Source organism: Winogradskyella sp. PC-19 (assembly GCF_002163855.1).
Classification (GTDB): domain Bacteria; phylum Bacteroidota; class Bacteroidia; order Flavobacteriales; family Flavobacteriaceae; genus Winogradskyella.
In genome coordinates, this window is record NZ_CP019332.1 from 1,679,828 (window position 1) to 1,704,860 (window position 25,033).

22 protein-coding genes are annotated in these 25,033 nt (G+C 34.2%); 13 read left to right on the top strand and 9 right to left on the bottom strand.

Features of this window, described 5'->3' with window-relative positions:
- The first annotated feature begins 60 nt into the window (after positions 1-60).
- From BTO05_RS07680 to BTO05_RS07695, 4 genes are all read left to right on the top strand, one after another.
- Positions 61-2,892 (top strand): TonB-dependent receptor, encoded by a 2,832-nt coding sequence (locus tag BTO05_RS07680; RefSeq protein ID WP_087492103.1) that lies wholly within the window; start codon positions 61-63, stop codon positions 2,890-2,892.
- Positions 2,893-2,910: 18 nt separating this feature from the next.
- Positions 2,911-4,467, top strand: coding sequence for a G-D-S-L family lipolytic protein (locus BTO05_RS07685; RefSeq protein ID WP_317041890.1), 1,557 nt, complete (start codon positions 2,911-2,913; stop codon positions 4,465-4,467).
- 191 nt (positions 4,468-4,658) lie between these two features.
- Positions 4,659-6,167, top strand: a complete 1,509-nt coding sequence (atpD, locus tag BTO05_RS07690; RefSeq protein ID WP_087492105.1) for a F0F1 ATP synthase subunit beta — start codon at positions 4,659-4,661, stop codon at positions 6,165-6,167.
- A 17-nt stretch (positions 6,168-6,184) separates the two neighbouring features.
- Positions 6,185-6,460: a F0F1 ATP synthase subunit epsilon gene (locus tag BTO05_RS07695; RefSeq protein ID WP_087492106.1), complete on the top strand. Its 276-nt coding sequence runs from the start codon at positions 6,185-6,187 to the stop codon at positions 6,458-6,460.
- Positions 6,461-6,537: 77 nt separating this feature from the next.
- Here BTO05_RS07695 and BTO05_RS07700 read toward each other — a convergent pair whose 3' ends face one another.
- The 6 genes from BTO05_RS07700 to BTO05_RS07725 all read right to left on the bottom strand — a co-directional run bounded on the left by BTO05_RS07700 (position 6,538) and on the right by BTO05_RS07725 (position 12,502).
- Positions 6,538-6,978, bottom strand: coding sequence for a LexA family protein (locus BTO05_RS07700; RefSeq protein WP_087493308.1), 441 nt, complete (start codon positions 6,976-6,978; stop codon positions 6,538-6,540).
- Positions 6,979-7,017: 39 nt separating this feature from the next.
- A complete protein-coding gene (locus BTO05_RS07705) occupies positions 7,018-8,274 on the bottom strand; it encodes a Y-family DNA polymerase (protein WP_087492107.1) in 1,257 nt (418 codons plus the stop codon).
- A gap of 45 nt (positions 8,275-8,319) precedes the next feature.
- A complete protein-coding gene (locus tag BTO05_RS07710; RefSeq protein WP_087492108.1) occupies positions 8,320-11,148 on the bottom strand; it encodes a lectin-like domain-containing protein in 2,829 nt (942 codons plus the stop codon).
- 106 nt (positions 11,149-11,254) lie between these two features.
- Positions 11,255-11,461 carry a helix-turn-helix domain-containing protein gene (locus tag BTO05_RS07715; RefSeq protein ID WP_087492109.1) on the bottom strand — a complete coding sequence of 69 codons (207 nt, stop codon included), beginning with the start codon at positions 11,459-11,461 and terminating at the stop codon, positions 11,255-11,257.
- A gap of 3 nt (positions 11,462-11,464) precedes the next feature.
- A complete protein-coding gene (locus BTO05_RS07720; protein ID WP_087492110.1) occupies positions 11,465-11,989 on the bottom strand; it encodes a DUF2975 domain-containing protein in 525 nt (174 codons plus the stop codon).
- Positions 11,990-11,992: 3 nt separating this feature from the next.
- Positions 11,993-12,502 carry a DUF2975 domain-containing protein gene (locus BTO05_RS07725; protein WP_087492111.1) on the bottom strand — a complete coding sequence of 170 codons (510 nt, stop codon included), beginning with the start codon at positions 12,500-12,502 and terminating at the stop codon, positions 11,993-11,995.
- Positions 12,503-12,598: 96 nt separating this feature from the next.
- On the opposite strand from BTO05_RS07725, the gene BTO05_RS07730 reads away from it, so the two are divergent.
- Both BTO05_RS07730 and BTO05_RS07735 read left to right on the top strand, forming a co-directional pair.
- Positions 12,599-13,129, top strand: coding sequence for a hypothetical protein (locus BTO05_RS07730; RefSeq protein WP_087492112.1), 531 nt, complete (start codon positions 12,599-12,601; stop codon positions 13,127-13,129).
- A 5-nt stretch (positions 13,130-13,134) separates the two neighbouring features.
- Entirely contained in the window at positions 13,135-13,551 is a 417-nt protein-coding gene (locus BTO05_RS07735; RefSeq protein ID WP_087492113.1) for a putative signal transducing protein, read from the top strand.
- On the opposite strand, the gene BTO05_RS07740 is transcribed toward BTO05_RS07735, so the two are convergent.
- Positions 13,541-15,037 (bottom strand): PLP-dependent aminotransferase family protein, encoded by a 1,497-nt coding sequence (locus BTO05_RS07740; protein WP_198295210.1) that lies wholly within the window; start codon positions 15,035-15,037, stop codon positions 13,541-13,543. The two genes, BTO05_RS07735 and BTO05_RS07740, sit on opposite strands and share 11 nt — an antisense overlap.
- An 85-nt stretch (positions 15,038-15,122) precedes the next feature.
- Between BTO05_RS07740 and BTO05_RS07745 the strand changes: the two genes are divergently transcribed.
- The 6 genes from BTO05_RS07745 (at position 15,123) to BTO05_RS07765 (ending at position 20,842) form a co-directional block, all read left to right on the top strand.
- On the top strand, positions 15,123-16,952 hold the full coding sequence (locus tag BTO05_RS07745) for a TonB-dependent receptor plug domain-containing protein (protein WP_198295270.1): 1,830 nt from the start codon (positions 15,123-15,125) through the stop codon (positions 16,950-16,952).
- Between the two features lie 341 nt (positions 16,953-17,293).
- The gene (locus BTO05_RS07750; protein WP_087492116.1) at positions 17,294-17,914 is read left to right on the top strand and encodes a hypothetical protein; all 621 of its coding nucleotides are present in this window, start codon (positions 17,294-17,296) and stop codon (positions 17,912-17,914) included.
- Positions 17,915-17,945: 31 nt separating this feature from the next.
- Positions 17,946-19,376: a flotillin family protein gene (locus BTO05_RS07755; RefSeq protein WP_087492117.1), complete on the top strand. Its 1,431-nt coding sequence runs from the start codon at positions 17,946-17,948 to the stop codon at positions 19,374-19,376.
- Positions 19,377-19,429: 53 nt separating this feature from the next.
- A complete protein-coding gene (locus BTO05_RS07760; protein ID WP_087492118.1) occupies positions 19,430-19,642 on the top strand; it encodes a hypothetical protein in 213 nt (70 codons plus the stop codon).
- Positions 19,643-19,746: 104 nt separating this feature from the next.
- Positions 19,747-19,902 (top strand): hypothetical protein, encoded by a 156-nt coding sequence (locus BTO05_RS13995; protein ID WP_157662557.1) that lies wholly within the window; start codon positions 19,747-19,749, stop codon positions 19,900-19,902.
- Positions 19,903-19,981: 79 nt separating this feature from the next.
- The gene (locus tag BTO05_RS07765; protein ID WP_087492119.1) at positions 19,982-20,842 is read left to right on the top strand and encodes a cupin-like domain-containing protein; all 861 of its coding nucleotides are present in this window, start codon (positions 19,982-19,984) and stop codon (positions 20,840-20,842) included.
- Here the strand turns inward: BTO05_RS07765 and BTO05_RS07770 are convergent.
- Positions 20,839-21,453: a hypothetical protein gene (locus BTO05_RS07770; RefSeq protein WP_232459719.1), complete on the bottom strand. Its 615-nt coding sequence runs from the start codon at positions 21,451-21,453 to the stop codon at positions 20,839-20,841. The genes BTO05_RS07765 and BTO05_RS07770 overlap by 4 nt on opposite strands.
- 7 nt (positions 21,454-21,460) lie before the next feature.
- Complete coding sequence (locus tag BTO05_RS07775; RefSeq protein ID WP_087492120.1) at positions 21,461-21,934, bottom strand: regulatory protein RecX; 474 nt, start codon at positions 21,932-21,934, stop codon at positions 21,461-21,463.
- A 63-nt stretch (positions 21,935-21,997) separates the two neighbouring features.
- Between BTO05_RS07775 and BTO05_RS07780 the strand changes: the two genes are divergently transcribed.
- Positions 21,998-24,991, top strand: a complete 2,994-nt coding sequence (locus BTO05_RS07780; protein ID WP_087492121.1) for a T9SS type A sorting domain-containing protein — start codon at positions 21,998-22,000, stop codon at positions 24,989-24,991.
- Positions 24,992-25,033: the final 42 nt, after the last annotated feature.

Below are 25,033 nucleotides of genomic sequence, written 5' to 3' on the forward strand. Positions count from 1 at the left end.
TTATCAAGTTTTCATATATTTATTTAAATTGGCAACCTATAAATAAACTAATTCTATAACATGAAGACAACCTTTAAGCTTTTTGTAATGCTTTTATCAGTGATTTCCTTTGCGCAAACCACAGTAAAAGGGACTATTACAGATAACACAGGGCAACCCCTACCTGGCGCTAATATTATAATAGAAGGGACGACAACTGGAACAAGTTCAGATTTTGATGGAAAATATATCATTGACACTGACCAAGCTCCACCTTTTAAACTTGTAATAACTTACACAGGTTTTGAAACTCAGACTATAGAAGTCACTTCTAACAACCAAACCATTGATGTAAAAATGGTTGAGGGTAATGAACTTGATGAGATTGTTATTTCTGCTTCAAGAACACCTGAACGAATTTTTGAATCTCCTGTAACTGTTGAACGTTTTGGATTAAAAGAAGTCAAAAACACACCTTCAGTAGATTTTTATGATGGATTAGAAAACCTTAAAGGTGTCGATATTAACACAAATAGTTTAACTTTTAAATCCATTAACACTAGAGGTTTTGCAAGTTTTGCAAATACACGTTTTATGCAGTTAGTAGATGGTATGGATAACTCTGCGCCAGCACTTAACTTTCCGTTAGGTAATCTATTAGGTATGGTAGAAACAGACGTTAATAGTATAGAGCTCTTACCTGGAGCTGCATCGGCATTATATGGTGCGAATGCATTTAACGGTATTCTTTTCATGAGAAGTAAAAGTCCTTTCGATAATCAAGGCATTAGTGGTTACATAAAAAGAGGTATTACTTCTCAAGAAGCTGCAGGTGATAATGATTATACCGATTTTGGTATTAGAATGGCATATAAATTCAGTGAGAAGTTTGCTGCTAAAGTTAACTTTGGATACTTAAAAGGAACTGACTGGGCTGCTACTAGTGAAGAAGACAGATTTAATAGAGGTCTTACAAGAGCTGATACTGATTATGACGGAATAAATGTTTATGGTGATGAAGTTTCTACAAATATTAGAGATGCTTCAGGTTCAGGACTTATACCTGATGTAGTCGTAAGTAGAACAGGATACAATGAAAGAGATTTAACTGACTATAATGCTGAAAGTATTAAAGCAGACTGGGGATTATATTTCCGACCTTGGGCAAATGATTTTGAAATCCAATATATTGGTAAACTTGGTTTGGGTAATACTATTTATCAGGGTGCAAACAGATATAATATAAAAAACTTCTTTTTACAGCAACACAAATTAGAAATCAGAAACGATAACTTCTTTGTAAGAGGATATGTAACAGAGGATAAGGCTGGAGACTCTTACGATATGGTATTCACAGGAGTAAACATTAACAGAGCATGGAAAAGTGATGGCGATTGGTTTGGAGATTATATAGGAACATATGCTGGTGTTTTATTATCAGGAAATCCGAGTGGTTTAACTGATGCTCAAATACATGCCTTATCTAGACAAGTTGCTGATGAAGTTATAGACTTACCTGGACAAGCAGACAATATTGAAAGATTTTTGCCAGGAACTCCAGAGTTTCAAAATGCATTTAACCAAAGTATAAATGACCCAGACTTAACAACAGGTTCTAAGTTTCAGGACAATTCTAAAATCTGGCATGCAGACGCAAACTATAACTTTAGTCACCTTTGGGATGTCGCTGAAGTACAGGTTGGTGGTTCATTCAGAACTTATAGCTTAAACTCTTCTGGCACCATTTATACTGATGTAGATGGTCCAATTAACTACTCTGAAGTAGGTGTTTACACACAAATTCAAAAATCCTTAGAGCTTTCTGATAATGTTGAGCTAAAACTCACAGGATCTTTAAGATATGATAAATCAGAATTATTTGATGGTTTCTTTTCACCAAGATTATCTGCTGGTTTTACCGTTAATGAAAATCATAACTTTAGAGCTTCTTTCCAAACAGGATTTAGAAACCCTACTACTCAAGATTTATATATTGGTTTAGATGTTGGTCGTGCAATCCTAATTGGTGGTGCTCCTGATAACCCTGCAAGAGATATCAGAAACTACAATGTAGCTAACAATTCACTCAGTGCATTTGGAGCTTCAATTTTAGGTTCAAACTCTGTTAATATAAATGGGTCTGGCGCTTACAATAATTCGTTCTTTGCAAGCTCGGTAGTTGATGGTTTTGCAAATACAGGAAACCCTGCAGACTTACAAATTGCAAATTCTAATCTAGCACAACCAGAACAAGTAACTTCTTTCGAAGTTGGTTACCGTGGTAAAGTAGAAGGTTTTGTAATCGATGCATCGGCTTATTTCAATGCTTACAAAGATTTCTTAGCTAATGAAACTGTGATTGCTCCTTTTTACGGAGATGTTCAGTTAACACAAAATATACCTGGAACATCAACGCCTTTAGCAGTTGCAGCAATTGCTAACGGAGACTTCCAAGCTTACCAAACGTATACTAATTCTGATGCAGATATTAATTCTTACGGTGGTGCTATACAAGTTTCTAAAAAAATATTTAATGGATTTGATTTAAGTGCTAACTACACGTATACAAAATTAGATTTTGACGTTAATGCCAATCCTGATTTTAGAACAAACTTTAACACACCAGAGCACAAAGTAAAGGTAAGCTTTGGTAAAACTGAAGTTATTAAAAACTTAGGTTTCAACGTGGCTTGGAGATGGAGTGATAATTACTTCTGGGAAGCATCTTTTGGAGACGGTGAAGTACCAGCATTTAATGTATTAGATGCTCAAATTAATTACAGAATACCAAGTTTCAAATCTACATTTAAGCTAGGTGCTACTAACTTATTACAAGATGAATACTTTACTGCTTTTGGTACAGGATTTATTGGTTCGCAGTACTACCTTTCATGGACAATTAATAACTTATAATAATTATAAAGACAAATCATGATGAAAAATATTAAACATATAGCGTTGTCTCTTCTTAGTATAGGTTTTATGGCCTGTGAGAACGAAACACTAGACGATTTAAGAAACAGAGGTCAAGAAGAGCCTGTTGTTTTAGAAGATTTTAATGCAGGTTCATTAAATGCTTCTAACTACGTATCTATGGGTAATTCACTTACTGCAGGTTTTGCAGATAGTGCTTTGTACAAAGTATCTCAAGAGAATTCTACGCCTGCAATATTAGCGCAACAATTCCAGATGCTTGCTAACGGTGGTGCGTTTACTCAACCATTAACAAATGATAATATTGGTGGTCTTTTAGCTGGTGGAACTCCGCTTCCTGGTTTTGGGCCAAGACTTGTATTTGACGGATCAGGTCCTGCACCTTTATCTAGTATCGTAGGTCCAATACAACCAACTACAGACATTATTCTTAACAATCCAACTGGACCTTTTAATAATCTTGGTGTACCTGGAGCAAAAAGCTTCCATTTATTAGCGCCAGGTTATGGTGATTTAAATGGTGTTTTTGCAATGCCAGCAACAGCTAATCCTTATTTTGTTAGAATGGCAAGTAGTCCAGGAACAAGTGTTATCGCTGATGCAGTAGCGCAACAACCATCATTTTTCTCTCTTTGGATTGGAAACAATGATGTTTTAGGATATGCGCTTTCTGGAGGTGATGGTTCAGACCCAATAACACCAATGGCAGGTGTTCCTGGTGTTGGTTTCGAAGCATCTTATCAAGCTATTGTAGCTACTATGGCAGGTAATGTTCCTGGCGTTCAAGGTATTTTAGCTAATATTCCAAATGTAACAGCTATACCTAACTTTACAACAGTAACTCACGATATAATACCTCTTGATGCAGCAACTGCAACAGCAGTTAATGGTGCTTATGCACAATATAATGGAGGTTTACAAGCGGCAGCAGCAAACAATATAATTGACGCTGATGAATTAGCTGCTAGGACAATAAATTTTACAGCCTCTGCTAACAACGCAGTTGTAATTGAGGATGAAACATTAACTCCTATTACATTACCTACGGGACCAGGAACATTTGTAACATTACCAAATATAAGACAAGCAACATCTGCTGATTTATTCGTCTTAGCTAGTGCTTCTTTTATTGGAACAGAAGCTCAACCTGGTAATCCTTTATCTGTTAATGGTGTCGCAATTCCTTTAGCAGACAGATGGGTATTATTACCAAGTGAACAAGCAGAAATAGCTGCAGCAACTGCGCAATACAATCAAGTGATTTCTGCAGTAGCTAGTGCTAACGGATATGCATTATTAGATGCTAATACACTACTAGATCAATTAGCTTCTACTGGTATAGAAACTAGTGGACTTGTAATTACATCTGATTTAGTTACTGGTGGTGCATTCTCTTTAGATGGTGTTCACCCTAACTCTAGAGGATACGCATTTATAGCTAATGAAATGCTAAAAGCAATAGATGCTACATATGGTTCTAACTTTGAAGCATCTGGTAATCTAGTAGATGTTTCTACTTACAACACAAACTATTCACCTGGATTATTACAATAAAATAGTCTATTCTCATAAAATGAAAACGCGTTCAAATTGAACGCGTTTTTTTTATATAAAAAAGCTTAATAAAAAAGTCTTTATTTTTTAAATAAAACTCTATCTTTGCAGCGCGAAAAACAGAGGCGTTTCATATCGAAAAATCATTGTTTTTCATTTTTAAACTATTGCAAAACAAAAACATATAAGTAATGTCTAAAGTTACAGGTAAAGTTGCACAAATCGTAGGTCCAGTTATCGATGTAGAATTCGCTGCTGGTTCAGAACTTCCTAAGATTTATGATTCGTTAGAGATTAATAACCAAGATGGTTCAAAATTAGTATTAGAAGTACAATCTCACATTGGTGAAGATACTGTTCGTACTATTGCTATGGACTCATCAGATGGTTTAAGTAGAGGAACAGAAGTTGTTGCAACTGGCGCTCCAATACAAATGCCTATAGGTGGTGATGTTTACGGGCGTCTTTTCAATGTAATTGGTGATGCAATTGATGGTCTAGGAGATTTACCTAAATCTGGTGACGCTGGTCTTCCGATACACAGAAGCGCACCAAAATTTGAAGAATTATCAACTTCTACTGAAGTTTTATTTACAGGTATTAAGGTAATCGATTTAATTGAACCTTATGCAAAAGGTGGTAAGATTGGATTATTTGGTGGTGCTGGTGTAGGTAAAACAGTATTAATCCAAGAGTTGATTAACAATATTGCAAAAGGACACGGTGGACTTTCTGTATTCGCAGGAGTAGGTGAAAGAACACGTGAAGGAAACGATTTACTTCGTGAGATGTTAGAGTCAGGAATTATCAAGTATGGTGATGACTTTATGCATTCTATGGAAGAAGGTGGTTGGGATCTTCAAAAAGTAGATAAAACTGCTATGAAGGATTCTAAAGCAACTTTCGTATTCGGACAAATGAATGAGCCTCCTGGAGCTCGTGCTCGTGTAGCACTTTCTGGATTAACTATAGCAGAATATTTCCGTGATGGTGCTGGAGATGGACAAGGAAAAGATGTACTTTTCTTCGTAGATAACATCTTCCGTTTTACACAAGCCGGTTCTGAAGTATCTGCATTATTAGGTCGTATGCCATCAGCGGTAGGTTACCAACCTACTTTAGCAACTGAAATGGGTGCGATGCAAGAACGTATTACTTCTACTAAAAAAGGATCTATTACATCTGTTCAAGCGGTTTATGTACCTGCGGATGATTTAACGGATCCAGCACCAGCAACAACGTTTGCTCACTTAGATGCAACAACGGTATTATCTCGTAAAATTGCTGAGTTAGGTATTTACCCAGCTGTAGATCCATTAGATTCTACATCTAGAATTTTAACTGCTGATATTTTAGGAGATGAGCATTATGATTGTGCTCAAAGAGTAAAAGAGTTATTACAACGTTATAAGGAATTGCAAGATATCATCGCCATCTTAGGTATGGAAGAATTATCTGAAGAAGATAAAATGGCTGTAGGTCGTGCACGTCGTGTTCAACGTTTCTTATCTCAACCATTCCACGTAGCTGAGCAATTTACAGGTATTCCTGGTGTATTAGTAGATATTAAAGAAACTATTAAAGGTTTTAATATGATTATGGACGGTGAGTTAGATCACTTACCAGAAGCAGCATTTAACCTTAAAGGTTCTATCGAAGAAGCTATTGAAGCTGGAGAAAAAATGTTAGCTGAAGCTTAATCAAAAACTCTAAAACTATGTATTTAGAAATTGTATCACCAGAAGCCACTTTATTTAGCGGAGATGTAACTAGCGTTGCAGTTCCTGGCGTAAACGGAGAGTTTGAAATGCTTAACAGCCACGCTCCTATCGTATCAATACTTAAAGCTGGTCTAGTAAAAATCAGTGGTAATATTTCTTTAGAAGAAGAGGTTGCTGATAAATTTACAATAGAAAATGGAAAAACTATGTTAGCCATTAACTCTGGGACTTTAGAAATAAATGACAATAAAATAATTATCCTTGCAGATTAATTTTGTAGGAATTATTAATCCATAAAAAAACGCGAAGCAAATGCTTCGCGTTTTTTTATTTTATAGGTATTATCTAATTACACTTTTTTAATAACATTTGTTACAATTCCCCAAATAACGAAGGTATTAGCTTCTGTGATTTTTATAATTGGATAATTAGGGTTCTCAGGCTGAAGCCAGACTTCATCATTTGAAACTCTAAGACGTTTTACTGTAAATTCTCCATCCAAGAAACAAACGGCTATCTTATTATTTTCTGGCTCCAGACTTCGGTCTATAACTAATAAATCGTTGTCATCTAAACCTGCTCCAATCATGGATTGCCCACTAACTCTTGCATAAAAAGTCGCTTCCTTATTTTTCACCAACTCATCGTCAAGAGATAAACGTTGCTCTTTAAAATCTTCCGCTGGTGAAGGAAATCCCGCCGAAATTCCGGTATCGAAAAAATGCGCACCATTATCATCAGTACGCTCTGGTATAAAAAATATAAGACTTTCAGATTTTGGAGCTATCATATGCATTCTACTAAATTTATTTTCTAAGTTATAACTTTCTTATTTAACTATCAATATATCTTTAATATTCGTGGTATATCTTGGCGATAAACGTTCTTGGCGCATTTTCCATGTACGTTTTAAATCCTGGTTCCCAAGCCTTATTTTATGATTTTTGTACTTTTTATTTAGTGCATCAATGGCAGACATTAAAGGCTTATGCTTTGGGTCTTCAGAACTAAACAAATCCAATTGATAATTATCTGTTGGTACTAATCCTGTAACCATAACACCAGCTTTTTTGTATCTGATTCCTTTTTTATAAAGTCGCTCTACAGCTTTTACTGCTTGTTGACTAATTAATAAAGAAGAATCTGTTGGGTACGGAAAACTCACCATTATACTTCCGCGATGTTGCTCTGCACCTTCTTTGTGTTTATCACTTCGTAGCATTACAACAATACTATGGCAACTCGATTTTTGTACACGTAATTTTTCGGAACAGATGGTAGCAAAGGTAGAAATTCGTTCTTTTATATAATTAATGTCGTCGTAGGTGTAGTCGAAGCTTCGGGTTGTAGCAATGGCTTTTTTGCGTGCTGGCTCTTCCATTTCAATTTTAGAAATACCTTCTAAATCTTTTTTTAAGCGCCATACGACAATGGATAATGTTTTTCGTACCCAATTATCATCGAGTTGTGTAAAATCATAAGCTGTTTTACATCCTTTGGCTTCAAGTCGTTTTTTTAGTCCACGACCGATACCCCAAACATCACCAATGTCCATCCATTTTAGGGCTTTAATTCGGCTTTTATCAGAATCTATAACGTAGCTGCCTTTGGTTTCATCTGGAAACTTTCTAGCTATTTTATTAGCAACTTTACTCAAAGCCTTTGTTGGCGCAATACCTACGCATGTTGGAATGCCAGTCCACTTCAAAATTCGTTTTCTAATCTTAAGCCCATAGTCTTTTAAATCGTAATTTTCAAAGCCTTCAAACTTTAAAAATGCTTCGTCGATACTATAGACTTCGACTTCTGGCGAAAACTGCTCTAGGATTCTCATAACTCGATGACTCATGTCGCCGTATAATGGATAGTTAGATGATAATACCGAAATATCATTCGTTTTACAGAAGCTCTCCCACTTAAAAATAGGCGCGCCAAACGGCAACTTTATTGCTTTAGCTTCATCACTCATAGAAATAACACAACCGTCGTTATTACTAAGAATAGCAACGGGTCTTCCTTCTAAATTAGGGTTAAAAACGCGCTCACAAGAGGCGTAAAAATTATTACAATCGACTAAAGCATACATAGATTGTAAAGATAAAAGAAAGTGTAAAAAGTTGACCTAATTATTTTAGCGTTTTAATGAAAAATGTGATGAAAATGTTGTTGCATTTCCGTCGTCATTAAAATAATCTGCTCTAAACCAATAGTCACTTGTAGGCATAGGGTTTCCGTTAAATGTACCATCCCAACCTGGACTGTTTGGGCTCATTTGTTTTAATAATTTGCCATATCTATTAAAAATAGTAATGAGGGCTCCTGGTCTATCACGTAGGCAATTGATATTCCAAGTTGGATTATCACTATCGCCATTTGGAGTGAAAAATTTGGGATAATCCAATACAGTAAATGTTTCTGTTGCAATATTACTACAACCATCGATTTGTCTCACTTTCATGATATGGTCGTTACAACCTGTAATATTCATAAATGTATTATTATTCACCCACAGTCCATTATCTAATTGATACTCATATATACCGTTTCCACCAGTCACATTAACCTCAACAATTTGATTACTACTAAATGCTTCCGAAATTAATTCAATAGTAAATTCCAATTGACTAAACGGAATAACATCTATTGTTGCTTCAATACTAGATGCACATTGATTTGGGTCTGGTATAAATGTATAGGTCGTCGTCATTTGGTTATTTATCGGCTCTGACCAAGCACCTGTGACACCTTCCAAGGAAATTGTTGGCAATGGACTTGTGATTTCGTCTTCGCAAATGGATTCTGGTAAATCAAACGTTGGTACTACTGGTGGTGTCACCACAATTTCTAATGTGGTATTTACTACACAACCTTGACCTGTGTCTGGCGTAAATGTATAGATTGTTGTTATTGTATTGTCCAAAGCTGGCGACCATGTCCCTGTTATTCCGTTGTTAGACGTTAGTGGTAATTCTGCCAAAAACTCACCAGGACAAATCGGGTTTACAACATCAAAAGTTGGTGTTGTATTCGGTGTTACATCTATAGTTAATAGTGCTGTATTAGCACACTCATCTATATTTGGCGTAAATGTATAGGTTGTTGTAGCACTATTATTTAGGACTGGCGACCATGTACCAGAAATACCGTTATTGGATGTCGTTGGTAAATCAGTTAAAATATCGCCTTCGCAGATGGTTGCTACAGCATCAAAGATTGGGTCAATCCTCGATGATACTACAATTTGTAAAGTTGTAGTATTAGCACATTCTGCTGCATTTGGTGTAAATGTATATGTTGTAGTTGTGGAATTATCTAAGGCTGGCGACCATGTTCCAGTAACTCCATTGTTAGATGTTGTTGGTAATGGCATCATAGTATCTCCTTCGCATATTGTATCAACGGCATCAAAAGTTGGATCAATTGGTGTATTTACTACAATTTGTAAGGTTGTACTTTCTGCACATTGCATAGCATCTGGCGTAAATGTGTATGTCGTTGTCGTTGTATTATCTAACGCTGGTGACCATGTACCTGTAAAGCCATTGAGTGATGTCGTTGGTAATGGTGTCATTGTATCTCCTTCACAAACAGGATTGACCGCATCAAAACTAGGAGTTGTTGGAGGCGTAACATCAATTTGCAATGTCGTAGTATCTACACAACCTTGACCAGTATCTGGCGTAAATGTATAAATTGTAGTCACCGTATTGTCTAAAGCTGGAGACCATGTCCCAGTAATTCCGTTATTTGACGTTGTTGGTAAAGCAGTGATTGTATCACCTTCACATATTGGAGCTACAGCGTCAAATGTAGGCACGGTTAGTGGTATGACAACAATATCTAGAGTTGTCTGATTTGCACAACTATTAGCGTTTGGAGTAAAGGTGTAAGTTGTCGTCACTGTATTATTTAATGTAGGTGACCATGTGCCTGTAATGCCTTCTAAAGATGTTGTTGGTAGAGATGTTAATGATCCACCTTCACAAATAGGTCCTACAGAATTAAACGTGGGTGTTTCAACTGGTAAAACCACTAATAGAAAATCATCTACAGTAGTATCTCCACAAATATCACTAATAGTCACTGTGTAAATAGTTGTACTGTTTGGAGAAAATGATGGATTAGCAATATTAGGATTACTTACTCCTATGGTTGGTGACCAAGCATAAGTTACACCGCTAGGAATGCTTGCATCTACTTGAATGTCATCATTAAGACATATAGTTTCGTTTTGCAATTGCAAATTATCTATAAATGAAATACTATTAAAACAGACTTGGTGTAAATTAGATTGACCACCTGTTGATCCTACAAAACCAAAAAAGACAGAATCATCTCCAGAAAAAATATTATTCTTTACGTCTTGAATTAAACTCAGCCTTAATTCACAATCAAAATATACATTAAGTCTGTTTATTGCAGCAATCCATTCAATTTTTATCTCATGCGTATTTCCATCTTCAATATTTTGAGATGTAAGACTTGCCTGTATAGGTCCAGCTAAATTTGCACTTGGATTGTTATGAAAAGGATTTCCATCACGTTGGATAGCAATATGGTCAAATATTGGATCCGCTAAAAGACCTTCAGAGGGAATATTATTCTGATAGGTGTCAAATTCTATAATTAAAGACTCCGTTATACCTTCATATCCCATACCGCCACCAGCACTTCCTAACTGAGGCGTTGGATTTCTTTTAAAAACAAGTGCCATACCATCGGCACCATTATTGTCCTTGTTACCAAAGTTATTTTGGTAATTAATAGTGAAATCATTGTCAAAATCTATGGCATTATCATACCAAACGCCTCCAGATTGAAAACCTAAATCTTGGGTAATGATAAAACAATTATTTCCTTGATCTACAGCATCTCCTATTGTTGTTGCATTGAGTTGCGCATGCAGTATAGAACCAGAAAAAAGTAAGAATATGAGGATTATTTGATTTTTTACACTCAACTTTTTTAGTTTAGTGTATGAAGATATTAAACTATGTATTGACGCACAATACAATTAACGTGTTGTATAGTTTATGTATAGTTTATGTATAGTTAATACGCGACAATTAATCTTCAACGTACTCTAAAATGTCGCTTGGCTGGCAATCCAAAGCTTTACATATAGCTTCTAAAGTTGAGAATCGAACTGCTTTTGCTTTTCCAGATTTTAGTATAGACATGTTAGCAGTAGTAATACCAATAATTTCAGCAAGCTCCTTACTTTTCATATTACGCTTAACCAACATGATGTCTAAGTTTACTTTTATGGACATAAGTTATATGGTTAGTTCGTTTTCTTCTTCTACTTGTTTTCCTCGTTTAAAAATCTCTGCTAAAACGTAAAAAGCCAAACCTGCAGGAATTAAAAATGTAAACTCTGCTTTGAGTTCATTGAAAAAATTAAATGTAGACTCTCCAATCGTAGCTAAAAGGAATCTAAGTATTAATATGCCTATGGTGTAGCTTATAAAAATATCTCCAATCTTCTTAAAGTATTTGATGTTCTTATCACTAAAATAATTTCCAGCTTCAACTTCTTTTAGAATAGACAAGAAGTAACTAAAGCCATAAATCAAATAACCTCGCCAAAAGAAAATACCGGCGCTAATAGTATAGTAACTCCATTCAATAGCATTCTTTGAAGTAAACCAAGACGCATTCTTATCTGCAGTTTTTGCCCAATTAGTAAATTTCTCAAACTGATTAAAATCAAACTCCCGAATATCATTTAAAAGTACTGAAACCGCTCCTAGCAAAATAGCCCAAGTAATTATCGTAAGCGTTGTTGTATTATCTTTCATAACCTATATTGTTAAGTCGTTTTCTTCTTTTATAGCTTTAGTATCTCTTAGTACTGTACTTATTAACATTAAAAATAATCCCACAGCTATTATAAATAAATAGGCCAATGTTGTTTCACTTATTCCAATTGTAAATCTGAATTTAAAAAACACATCACTCATTGCATCAATACACCATCCAGAAACTCCAGTTATTACCATAAGTTTTCCAGAAGTCAATAGCAATGTTATGAGTTGACTATTATAAAAATCTTTGTTCAAAAATAATTTTATAACCTTTCTCAAATTCCAAAGTGCCTTGATAAAAATAGCGTAAACGCCAAGTCTTAAGATGGTGTAAAAAATATGCTTTACTTCAGTTTTAAAATTGGCCTTATCCATATCTATACCGATAAAATCCTGTTCTACACCAAAGAGCATCATGATATAAATGAAAACCCCTAAACCAATACCTACGAGAAGAAGTATAATAATAGTATTTAAAATCAAATAAAGTGTTCTTGCAGAGTTCATAAATTATTGTTTTACGATAACAAATATATAAAAATTATTGAAAAACAATAATTTTTATACAACTAAACTTTAAATACAATAGGTATCTTTGTTATAATGATTGAAAAAGAATTCACTATAATAGAACCCAAAAAATCAATTTTTATAAAAATAGTATTAGCTTTGATTTTGGCTACTTACACAACTATAGTGTACTACTTTTTAAATAAAGAAGATTTTACAAATTACATTATCAAACTATTACTTTTAACTCTTGTGGTATTTAATTGGATGGTTATTCCTTATTTATCTAGGAAATCAATTCATCTTAATTTTAGCCATAAAAAAATAAAATACGAACAACGCATTGGCCCAATTTCTATTAAAAAGAAGTGGAAAACTTTAAAAAACTTAAAATATATTTCTGTATTCTCTACTGAAAATGGTTATGAAGTTAATTTGTGGCATAGTAAAAACAAAATTATAAATCTATTCGTTGATGAAGATATTGAAGCTGTGGTCGAAAAGGCTTTTTTCTTTGCTGAAAAATTAGAGATTGACTTACTAGATGCTAGAGAACGTGGTTATCATAGATGGATTAATAAAACGATATATCGCCAAACTAACAAAATTGAATACATAGATTAAAATAAATGGAACAAACCTTTGTTACTATTGCCAAATTTCAATACACATCAGAAGCTCAAATCATAAAAGGACGTTTGGAGGCAGATGGCATCGAAGTATTTTTAAGAGATAACTTTACTATTGACACTGACCCATTGGTAAGTCAGGCTATTGGTGGTGTAAAGCTTAAAGTTTTGGCAAAAGACAAAACTGCTGCAATGGATATTTTACAATCTATAAAAGCCTATTCTTTGGATAATGATGGTAATCCTATTATTTGCCCCAGTTGTGGTCAGAACCGCGTAGAGTTATTTAGCACTATTTCGGATTTTAAATCTTTCTTTGCCTTTATTACTGGTTTTCTATTCGGCACATTGCCTTTTAGTACACGTTATCAATACCAATGTGAAAATTGTAAGACGACATTTCCTATTAAGAATTAAGGAGATTGTTATAAACTTGTTTTAGTTTTTTAATTACAACTTCAATCTCAGTTTCATTTAAATGTCCAAAACCAAAACGTATGGCACAAGTGCTTTTGTCTTGATATAAGATGGTTTTTGGCAAGAATACGTCTAATTTTTTAGCTTCCTCAGAGAGTTTAATTAGTGACATATTATCTTCAAATTGAAGCCATATCGCCAAACCTCCAGAAGGTACTTTAAATCTTATGATACCTCTAAAATAGTGTTCCAAAAAATGACATATACAATCACGTCGTCTCTTATAAGTGATACTATTCTTCTTTTTAAGTCGGTATATTTCACCTTCAGAAATCAACTCGGACAGTATTTGCTCTTGTATTAAATCACCCTGCTTATCTAGTAACTGAAGATAGTTTTTAGCCTCTGAAACAAGATTATCTGGAGCAACTATAAATCCTGTATGAAAACTTGGAAATAAAGATTGACCCAACTTCCCCAGATAAATAACCATACCGCTTGTGTCTGCAGTTGCCATAGGTAACATAGCTGAACCATCAAACTGAAAATCATTATCAAAATCATCTTCTATAATGGCAAAGCCGTAATCTTTAGCTAATTGTAATAACTGTAATCTTCGCTTTGCGCTCAGCGTTACTGTAGTTGGATAGTTTCTATTTGCATTGACGTAGACACATCTTATACTTTTTTTATGGAAGTGCTTTTTTATATAATCAACATCCAAACCATCATCATCGATTGGTACGGTTTTTATCGTCGCACCTGCCTGCTGAAATATCATATTAGACGCATAGTTACTTAACTGACCTACCAAAACTACATCTTGTGGTTGAATTAAGAGTTGTGATACGATATACAAACTCATTTCAGCGCTTCTCGTATTGACGATATTCTTAGATGAAATTCTAAAACCACGCGTGGCATTTAAATAATTACAAAGCTGTGTTTTGAATACCGAAACCAATTCGATATGCGTTGTATTCCATTTATTAATAAGAGATTTTCGTTTCATCGCGGCAGCATACCAACGTGAAAATTGGTGGGTTGGATGTAAACGTAAATCGGGCTTACCATCATTAATTATGTACTTCGAGTTTGTTTTATCTTCGGTCGAAGCCAAATTAAGAGACTGCTGAAACGGAAACCCTGAGTTTTCAGGGTAATCGTAAGCTTCATTTATCTTTTGACCTGAAGCTTTAATCTTTGTAGAATTTTCATCTGGTATTAAAACAAAAGTGCCTTTGTTTGCAATAATATTTACCCAACCTTGTGATGCTAATTCTTCATAAATAGCCACAGCTGTATTCCGATGAATATGTAATGTGTTACTCAAAATACGTGTTCCTGGTAACTTACTACCTTCAACCAAATAGCCACGCTGTATTGCATTTATGATTTGTTGAGCTACCTGAATGTATAAAGGCTGAATGTTACTTTTATCATAAGAAACAAGTTGTTTTATGATTTGTTTAACCGGACTATTCATTATTTTAAAACTGGACTAGTTTAATCGTCCGGAAAGTTACGACTTTTGCAAAAGTTATATTTACCTATTCATAAAAAATAAAATGATGAAAAATACTATCTATTGTATTGCTATAATGTTAGTTTCCGCGCTGCAAATAAATGCACAAGAAAAATCTGAAATAGAAACAGACACATTAAAAGAAGTTATTGTGACTTCTGCTCGTATAGATTTACCATTCAAAAAAAATTCGAGAACCATAAACATTATTACCAAAGCAGATATTAAAAATAGTGCTGCCGTAAATGTTGCGGACCTATTACAGCAAGTAGCTGGTGTAGATATTAGACGTCGCGGTACTGGCGGAAGTCAAGCCGATTTGTTTATTCGCGGTGGCGGATTTGACCAAACTTTATTGCTTATTGATGGTATTAAAATGGACGATGCACAAACAGGTCATCATACCATGAATGCAGCATTACCAATTGAGGTTATTGAGCGCATTGAAATCGTAAAAGGACCAGCTGCCAGAGTTTTTGGACAAAACGCATTTACTGGTGCAATAAATATTGTAACCAAAAAAAATATAGAGAATACTGTTTCTGCTAATATTGAAACAGGATCTTTTGGTCAGTTAAACGGAAACATTACAGCTGGTATAGATTTAGAAAACTCCTCGCATATTGTTCATATTGGTCGTGTGACTTCTGAAGGATACAGAAATAACTCAGATTACGATAATGCCAACTATTTTATAAAAAGCACCTTCAATGAAGACAAACAGCCTATTCAAATGATTGCTACGTTTATGGAGCGTAAGTTTGGTGCAGAAAACTTTTATACTACCAATCCTACTTTCAATGAATATGAAGAAACACAAAATAGTTTACTAGCGTTTACAACAACTTTTAAAAACGATAAGTTTAAAGTATCTCCTCGCATCTATTGGAGACGTAATCAAGATATGTTTTTATTAAGACGTTTTGAACCTGCTTTTTTTAGAAACTTTCACGTTTCAAACAAAGTTGGTGCTGAAGCTAACGCTTCATACGTTTCGGATTTAGGTATTACTGGTTTTGGTTTAGACTTAGCTAAAGTAGACTTAAGAAGTAATAACTTAGGTAACAGAAATCGTTTTATGGCGACAGCGTTTTTAGAACACCGTTTTAAATTAGCAGATGGCAAATTAGATATCACACCTGGTGTAGCTGCAACATATTTTACAGATTTTAAGTTTAATGCTTTCCCTGGTATCGATATCGGTTACTCTATTACAGATAATTTAAGAGCTTACGGAAATGTTGGTTATACATACAGAATTCCAACTTACACAGATTTATTTTATAGTGACCCAGCAACACAAGGAAATCCAGATTTAGAACCCGAAGAAGCTTTTTCTCAAGAAGTTGGTTTAAAATATTTTTCGCCTAAATTTAACGCATCGGTAGCTGTATTTAATAGAGATGCAGAAAATCTTATCGATTATATTAGACCAAATACGACTAATGGCATTTTTACTGCGACAAATATAAGAGATGTTAATACCCAAGGTGTCGAGTTCGATGCATCGTATAATTTCAAAATTAAAGACTTTAATCAAACTTTAGCTTTCGGATATTCTTATTTAGATGACAATATTATGGATCAAAATCCAGATTTATCACGTTACTCTTTAAATACGCTGAGGCATCAATATATCACGAGATTAAGTACACAACTATTTAAAAATGTACGTCAAAATATCGTTTATAAATATGCAGAACGTACTACAGGACAAACCTACAATGTTTGGGATGCTTCATTAGCTATTCAATTAAAGCAAATGGAACTTACTGTAACAGCAAGTAATATTTTCGATGCAGATTATATTGAAGCTGGATTTGTACCAATGCCTCCGAGTAATATATTATTCGGATTACGATACACGTTTAAATAATACTTTATAATAAAAGATTAAGCCTGAAAGAACATCATCTTTCAGGCTTTTTTATTTAAGCAATCCATAAATAATTATTCAGTTATCTGTAACAAAACTCAGATTTTAGCTACATATATCTTGAAAGCAAATTGAGCTATTTATTTCTTAAGCTCAATTTAGTATTGATTAACCATCAAAAACTTCAAAACCTTTTCTGTCTAACAGAAAAAAACGTGCACCTATAACTAAGACTGCATGACTTTTTTGACGGCATAACTCATGCATAATAACTTTCATTTCTACAATCAAAAACTAATTTTCGGTTGTATATTTATTAACTCATCTAAAGCCTTGTAATTATGATAGACTGGTTTTCTAATTTAGAACTTTTTGCAAAAGTATATTGGAGTATTGCACTTGTTGGCTCAGTAATATTCACTATCGTTATGATAATGGCATTTGCCGGTGGTGACGCTGATGATATTGGAGATGTAGATGCAGATTTTGATGGTGATGTAGGTGCAGGTTTTCAGTTCATAAGCTTTAAAAATCTTGTCGGCTTTTTTACCATTTTTGGTTGGAGCGGTATTGCTTGCCTAGATGCAGGTGTATCAAAACCTATAACTATTATTGTTTCTATTATTTGTGGATTAGTGATGATGCTTATTATGGCGACGCTCTTCTACTTCATAAGTAGGCTATCGGACAGTGGTACATTAAATTACAAAAATGCTATTGACGCAATTGGTGAAGTATATTTGACCATTGGAGGTGACAGATCTAGCATGGGTAAAGTAAGTGTTAACGTACAAGGTACAGTTCGCGAACTTGATGCACTCACAGATGCGTTAACCGATTTAAAATCAGGTACAATTATAAAAGTTGTAGACGTGACTTCAAACGGAATCCTTATCGTAGACCAAACCCGTAAACCCATTGAGCCGTCTCAAATTGATGACGGTAATCTAATAGAACAATAAAAATTAATAACCATCTTAAAAATATAACTATATGAAATTACTCAACATTCTACTTCAAGAAAATATTATGGAAGGGCTCGGCGGACCAATGCTACTCATTTTTGTAGTCCTATTTGTCTTATTGACTATTATAATCCTTATAAAACGTTACAAACGTTGTCCATCTGACCGTATTCTAGTTGTATATGGTAAAGTTGGTGGTGGACAATCAGCCAAGTGTATTCATGGTGGTGCTGCTTTTATTCTTCCGGTAATTCAAGATTATGAATTCCTAGATTTAACACCAATTTCTATCGAGGTTAATCTGGTTAATGCACTCTCTAAACAAAATATTCGTGTTAATGTACCATCTCGCTTTACCATTGGTATTTCAACTGAGCCTGGCGTTATGCAAAATGCAGCAGAACGTTTATTAGGATTGGGACAAAACGAAATCCAAGATTTAGCACAAGAAATCATATTTGGTCAATTACGTTTAGTGGTTGCATCAATGGATATAGAAGAAATTAATAACGACCGTGATAAGTTTTTAGCTAATATTTCACAATCTGTTGAAACCGAGCTAAAAAAGGTTGGATTGAAATTAATTAACGTAAACATTACAGATATTGTTGACGAATCTGGCTATATCGAAGCTCTTGGTAAAGAAGCTGCAGCGCATGCTATAAACGCAGCTCGTAAATCAGTAGCAGAGAAAACTAGAGATGGTTCTATTGGTGAAGCAAACGCTGTACAAGATGAAAGAACACAGGTTGCTGCAGCAAATGCTCAAGCTGTTGAAGGTGAAAATGCGGCGAAAATTTCGGTTGCAAATTCAGATTCTTTACGTCGTCAACGCGAAGCTGAAGCTGAGCGTGTAGCTATAGCTGCAGAAAAAGTTCAATCTGCAAAAGCACTAGAAGAATCTTATGCAGCTGAGCAACAAGCAGAACTTGCCAGAGCTGAACGAGAGCGTTCTTCTCAAATGGCTGATATTATTGTACCTGCTGAAATTGATAAAAAGAAAGTGGAAATTGATGCTGAAGCTGAAGCTGAACGTATTAGAAGAAAAGCAAAAGGTGAAGCTGATGCAATATTATTTAAAGCACAAGCCGAAGCAAAAGGACTTTACGAAGTCTTAACCAAACAAGCTGCTGGACTTGATGAAATTGTCAAAGCTGCTGGCAACAACTCTAAAGATGCTGTACTTTTATTAATTGCTGATAAATTACCAGAATTGGTTAAAACACAAGCCGAAGCTATTAAGAATATTAAGATAGATAAGGTAACTGTTTGGGAAAACGGTGGCGGAAAAGATGGCAAGTCTTCAACGTCTAACTTTATATCAGGAATGTACAAATCGGTACCACCATTACAAGAAATGTTTAACATGGCTGGTATGGATTTACCAGAGTATCTTAAAGGAAAAGACAAAAAGGAGATTGAAGCTGATGATGCTACAATTGAAAAGTCTGAAGATTAAATCATAACCTTAAAACGCTACCCGATTGGGTGGCGTTTTTTCAATAAATATAAATGAATAATTTTATTTTTAAAAGAAAACTTCCTCTGTGGAAGTCTATTTTAGGATCACTCCTTTTGGCTGTGGGTATATACTCATTTTTTTCAACTTATAGAGCTTTTATAATTATTGGTTTTGGTATTTTTATGCTTTTAATTGAAGGCTCCGAATTCGATTTTACAGATAGAAAATACCGAAAGACAAAGTCTATTTTAGGGTTACCATAGGCAAGTGGCAACCGTTACCAGAAATAGAATACTTATCCGTTTTTAGAACAACCGAGACTACAACATTAAGACAGACATCTGCAGAAGCAAATGTAAAAACGGAAGTGATTAAGCTAAATTTATTTTATGAGAATAATAAGCGGATTGAGGCTTACAGAACTTATGATATCGAAGACGCATTTAAAAAAGCAAAGGATATAGGAAATTTGCTTGATGTAGATATTCTTGATGCTACAGAAAAAGAATCTAAATGGTTATAACTAATTCGATTGGGTATTTTGTTACAATTATTTAAATTTAAAGTCGTTTTACTAAATTTGAAGTTTAAACTATTTGAAGTTGAAGTTGAATCTACAAGACATATCTAGAGTACAAACTATAACCAAAGAAGATTTTATAAAACACTACTTTAAGCCACAAAAGCCAGTGGTTATTGAGCGTTATATAGAAGACTGGCCTGCTTACTCTAAATGGAGTCTAGATTACATGAAGGAAGTTGCTGGAGATATTACAGTGCCGCTTTATGATGACAGACCAGTAGATTACAAAGATGGTTTTAATGAAGCTCATGCCACTATGAAGATGAGCGATTATGTAGATTTACTAAAACGTGAACCTACTAAATACCGTATTTTTCTATGGAATATCTTAAAAGAGGTACCTCAACTTCAAAAAGATTTTAGCTTTCCAGACTTTGGAATTAGACTTATGAAAAGCCTACCCATGTTATTTTTTGGCGGTAGAGATTCGCATACTTTTATGCATTACGATATTGACTTAGCTAACATTTTTCATTTTCATTTTGAAGGTGAAAAACAATGCATCTTGTTTGACCAAAAACAGAACAAACATCTATATAAAATTCCGCATTCTCTAATTACTCGAGAAGATATTGATTTTGATAATCCTGATTTTGATAAATGGCCTGGTCTTAAAAATGCTAAAGGTTGGATTTGTAATCTTAATCATGGTGAAGTTTTATACATGCCTGAGGGCTTTTGGCATCACATGAAATATATAACTCCTGGATTTTCTATGAGTTTACGAGCTATCGCTCGTAATCCTAAAAATTTAGGCAAAGCAATCTACAATGTGTTCATAATGCGAAGTTTTGATAATGTTATGCGAAGAATAAAGGGTCAAAAATGGATTGATTGGAAGAATGAACAGGCTATTGTAAGGACTAATAAATCTAACTAATCTTTCCAACCCCAGGGTGCATCTGGGTTTTCTATAATAGTATTCAAATCAAAACTAACGGTAAATAGACGGTCAGTACCCAATCTTCTTAGATTGTAAGTAAATGCATTATCATCTAGTGTTATCCACCATAAGTTGGTTGATGCGGCAGGAATCATTTTTTTAATCTCTTCGTCAGCAGAAAACGCTTGTATATTTACTTGTCCACTATTAGTTGTAATACCACCATACATTGTTATTTCATCATCTGTTCCGTCTTTATGCCTATGGTCATGTTTTAGTGAAATTCTATTATTTTTTAAAGTCAATATCCACGTTCGTGATTTATCATCTCCAACAAAAAATGGTATTTTAACGGTCTCTTCATCACAAATCCTAACATGCATTACTAAACGTTTGCTTCCAAATTGTTCGTCATTTTTTGGAGTAATTAATCTACCTTCAAACGATTTTCCACAAAGTTTTTTTAAATTATTAAAAAACGCTAATGCCTCGCTTGATTGAATTATTTCAGTGTCCGCTACGTTATTTATGTCTTTTTTTTGAGATTGTTTCTCTTTAGGATTACATGAAAGCAAAAGGCAAATTAGTATCAGATTTAGATATTTCACAGTGTTATTAATTGATTAATTCATTTATTTTCTCATAAACCAAGTTAGATTCCCATCCTCGATACAATAAATAATCTGCAACTTTCTTTCTTTTTTTATAAACGTTTTTTTCTTTGACTTGACTTATTCGTTTTTCAGTTAATTCTTGTAGTGTTTTATAATAGTCATCTAAGTCAATTTCTTTCAAGCCACTTTTAATAGCATAGTCCGAAATTTGTCTGAATTTTAATTCTCTAATTATTCTATTTTTTCCCCATTTTTTTATTCTAAATTTTCCACGAGTAAAGGCTTTAGAAAAGCGTTCTTCATTGAGATAATTATGTTGAATTAGATGAACGACAATTTGATCAATCGCCTCAGGTATCATTCTCATCTTTCGAAGTTTATCTGTAACATCTTTATGACAACGTTCTTGATAAGCACAGTAATTTTCAAGCAGTTTCTGCGCTTCATCGAGAGAATAGGTTTTTTGAGGGTTCATAGTGTAAAAATAGAATGTAAATTCCTTACTTTGTTTATAATGTGATTAAAATACCAAATCGCTATGATTAAAAAAATACTTAAATTATTTATCCTACTGTTAATATTTTCTTCTTTCAGCTATGGACAAATACTCACTTTTGATTTTCAAGGAAACGTTGGCGACGAAGTTACAGCAAACTCAGATTTTAATGATATTGCCCTAGGTCTATCTACTATTTCGAGAGGTATTGGCCTAACAGCTGCAGCAAATAATAATAGTTTTAATTCAATAAACTGGTCGACAATTGATATTGCAGATGCAATAGCAAATGATGATTATGTAGAATTTACTATACCTGCTCCTACTGGTGGATTTTCTTATAATGTCACTACAATTAATTTTGATTTACAAAGGTCTAACAATGGTTTAACAGCTATAGCCTTAAGAAGTAGTTTAGACGCTTATGCAACTAATATAGATGCAGAAATCACTTTAGCTGATGTTAATTCAGTTCAGGATATTACTTTTAATGTTAATCAATTACAAAATACTGATGCCATTACTTATAGATTATATGGGTATTCAGAAAATACAAATGGTAACGGACGATTTGATGGCCCTAGTAACAATATTGAAATTAATGGCTCTATAAATACTTTCCCAGCTCCTACTTGTAATGTATCAGACGATTTTAGTTCGGGGACGTTAGGCGCAGAATGGACCGATGTCGGCGGCAACTCATCTATAATCAATAGTAGATTAAGTATCGCTACTGGTGGAGCAACGGCATTAGATTACGTTCATCAAGATGTATCTGGAAGTTACAATACGACTCTAAACACATTAACGAATTCTATAAACTGGGAATTTAACATGAGACAAAGTCGAGGAAATCCTTCTGGTTTTAATTCAAGTAATTATGGTGTTGCTTTTGTGTTGGGGGCATCAGACAGTGATTTAACTCAAGGCGATGGTTATGCTGTAGTACTAGGTCAGTCAGGTGCTACAGACAATGTTAGACTAGTTAGTTATTCAAACGGTCTTGATTTAAATGGAAACTTGACAGATATTATCACAGGAGCAGTTGACTTTGGCAATAATTATTTAAGTATTAAAGTAACTTACGACCCAGCAACTGATACTTGGGAATTATTTGTCAGAGATGATTCAGGAAATTTTAGTAGTCCAAGCTCTCTAGATAATACTAACTCTATTGGTAACATTGTAAATACAACTCATACAGGTACTGCTCTAAATCATATTGCTGCAGTGTGGAATCATGCTACTCAAGCAAATGCAACAGCAATATTTGATAACATTTGCATCTCTGTTGATAAATGTTCTAGCTCAACCACATGGGATGGTACTAACTGGAGTGCTGGTATTCCTAACAGCTCTACAGAAGCCATTCTAAACGGTGATTACACAACTAGTGCTACTACTCCAAGTTTTACTGCATGTAGCTTAGTTATTAACGATGGATTTACTCTCATTGTTAGTAATGGTGACTTTATTGAGATAGAAAATGATGTAGCTGTAAATAATAATGCTAGTATTACAACAGAAACTGAAGGAAGTTTTGTTCAAAACGGAGATGGTGCGACAGCAGGTGTATTCGCTTTAGCATCTTTAGGAAGTTCTAATGTTAGCAAAACGACATCTCCTCTAGCTTATTGGTATAGTCTAACCTATTGGAGTTCTCCTGTTCAAGGCGAAAGTACTGACGGAGCTTTATTTGACAGTAGTCGTGTATTTTGGTTTAATGCCAATAATTATTTAGATGCAAATGGTGATAGTTTAGACGATGATGCGAACGCATGGACCAGAGAACAAGGCGATTTCCCTATGACTCCTGGTCAAGGTTTTGCTGGTAGCCATAACGAGCCAGGTTTTATTTTCCCTGGAGTTGGCTATGGTTATATTTTTAGTGGCCCATATAATACTGGTGATATTACATACCCAGTTGTTAATAATACTGCAAATGGTCTACACTGGAATCTTATTGGTAATCCTTATCCATCAGCAATAGATGTTGATGCTTTCTTTACTGAAAATGGAACTGTTGCACCAGGAAATAACACTGTTTATGAAGTGTTATATATGTGGTCGCAAGTAAATCCTGTAGACGCAGGCAATGCAGGTAATGAAGTCCTTAATTATAATCAAAATGATTATATCACTATAAATGCGATTAGCGAATCAGGTAACGGAACTACTGCTGCACCATCAAGGCAAATACCATCGGGACAAGCATTCTTTATACCTTCAGCTTCTAGCGGAGATGTTGTATTCACCAACAGTATGCGTGTAAGTGGAAATGGTGTGAATACTGAATTTTATAGAACATCTAACGCTCAAAATACTAATAACGCAATAGAAAAATTAAATATTAACTTAAGTTCTGATGTTGGTATTTACAGTCAAATATCAGTAGCATATGCAGATTTTGCAACTGATGATTACGACGGAAATGCTATTGATACATTCAGAAATTATGCTGGTAATGCAGGTGTTTTATACTCTTTAGATACTGAAGGTAATGGCTTTTATGTTATTCAAGGTAAAGCCAAAAGTAGCTTAACTGAAGACGAAGTTATTAAAATTGGTTTTGGAGCATATATCTCAACTAACGAAACTTATACTCTTGAAATCGTAAAAAAAGAAGGTGATTTTCTTTCTACTAATCCAATTTACTTAAAAGATAATGATTTGAATATGGTTCACAACTTGGGTGAATCTAGTTATACTTTTAATTCTGATGGCGGTAGTTTTGATGAGCGTTTTGAAATCATATTCAATAATGCAGCCCTTTCTATTGATGATGAAATAATAGCTAAAAATCGATTATCTATAGTAGAATTCGATAAAGACAATGTCGAATTTAGTGTAAAGAATAACATACATACTATCGAATCTATTCTGATATATGATTTACAGGGACGTTTAGTTTATAATCTAGAGGGTAATACTTCAACAGAAGTATTTAACCTTTCTAACTTAACTACTCAAGTATATATCGCTAAAGTTACTTTATCTAATGGGCAAGTAATTTCAAAAAAAGCAATTAAGAAATAAAAAAAACTTATTTAATATTAAAAAGCCTTTTCAGATACGAAA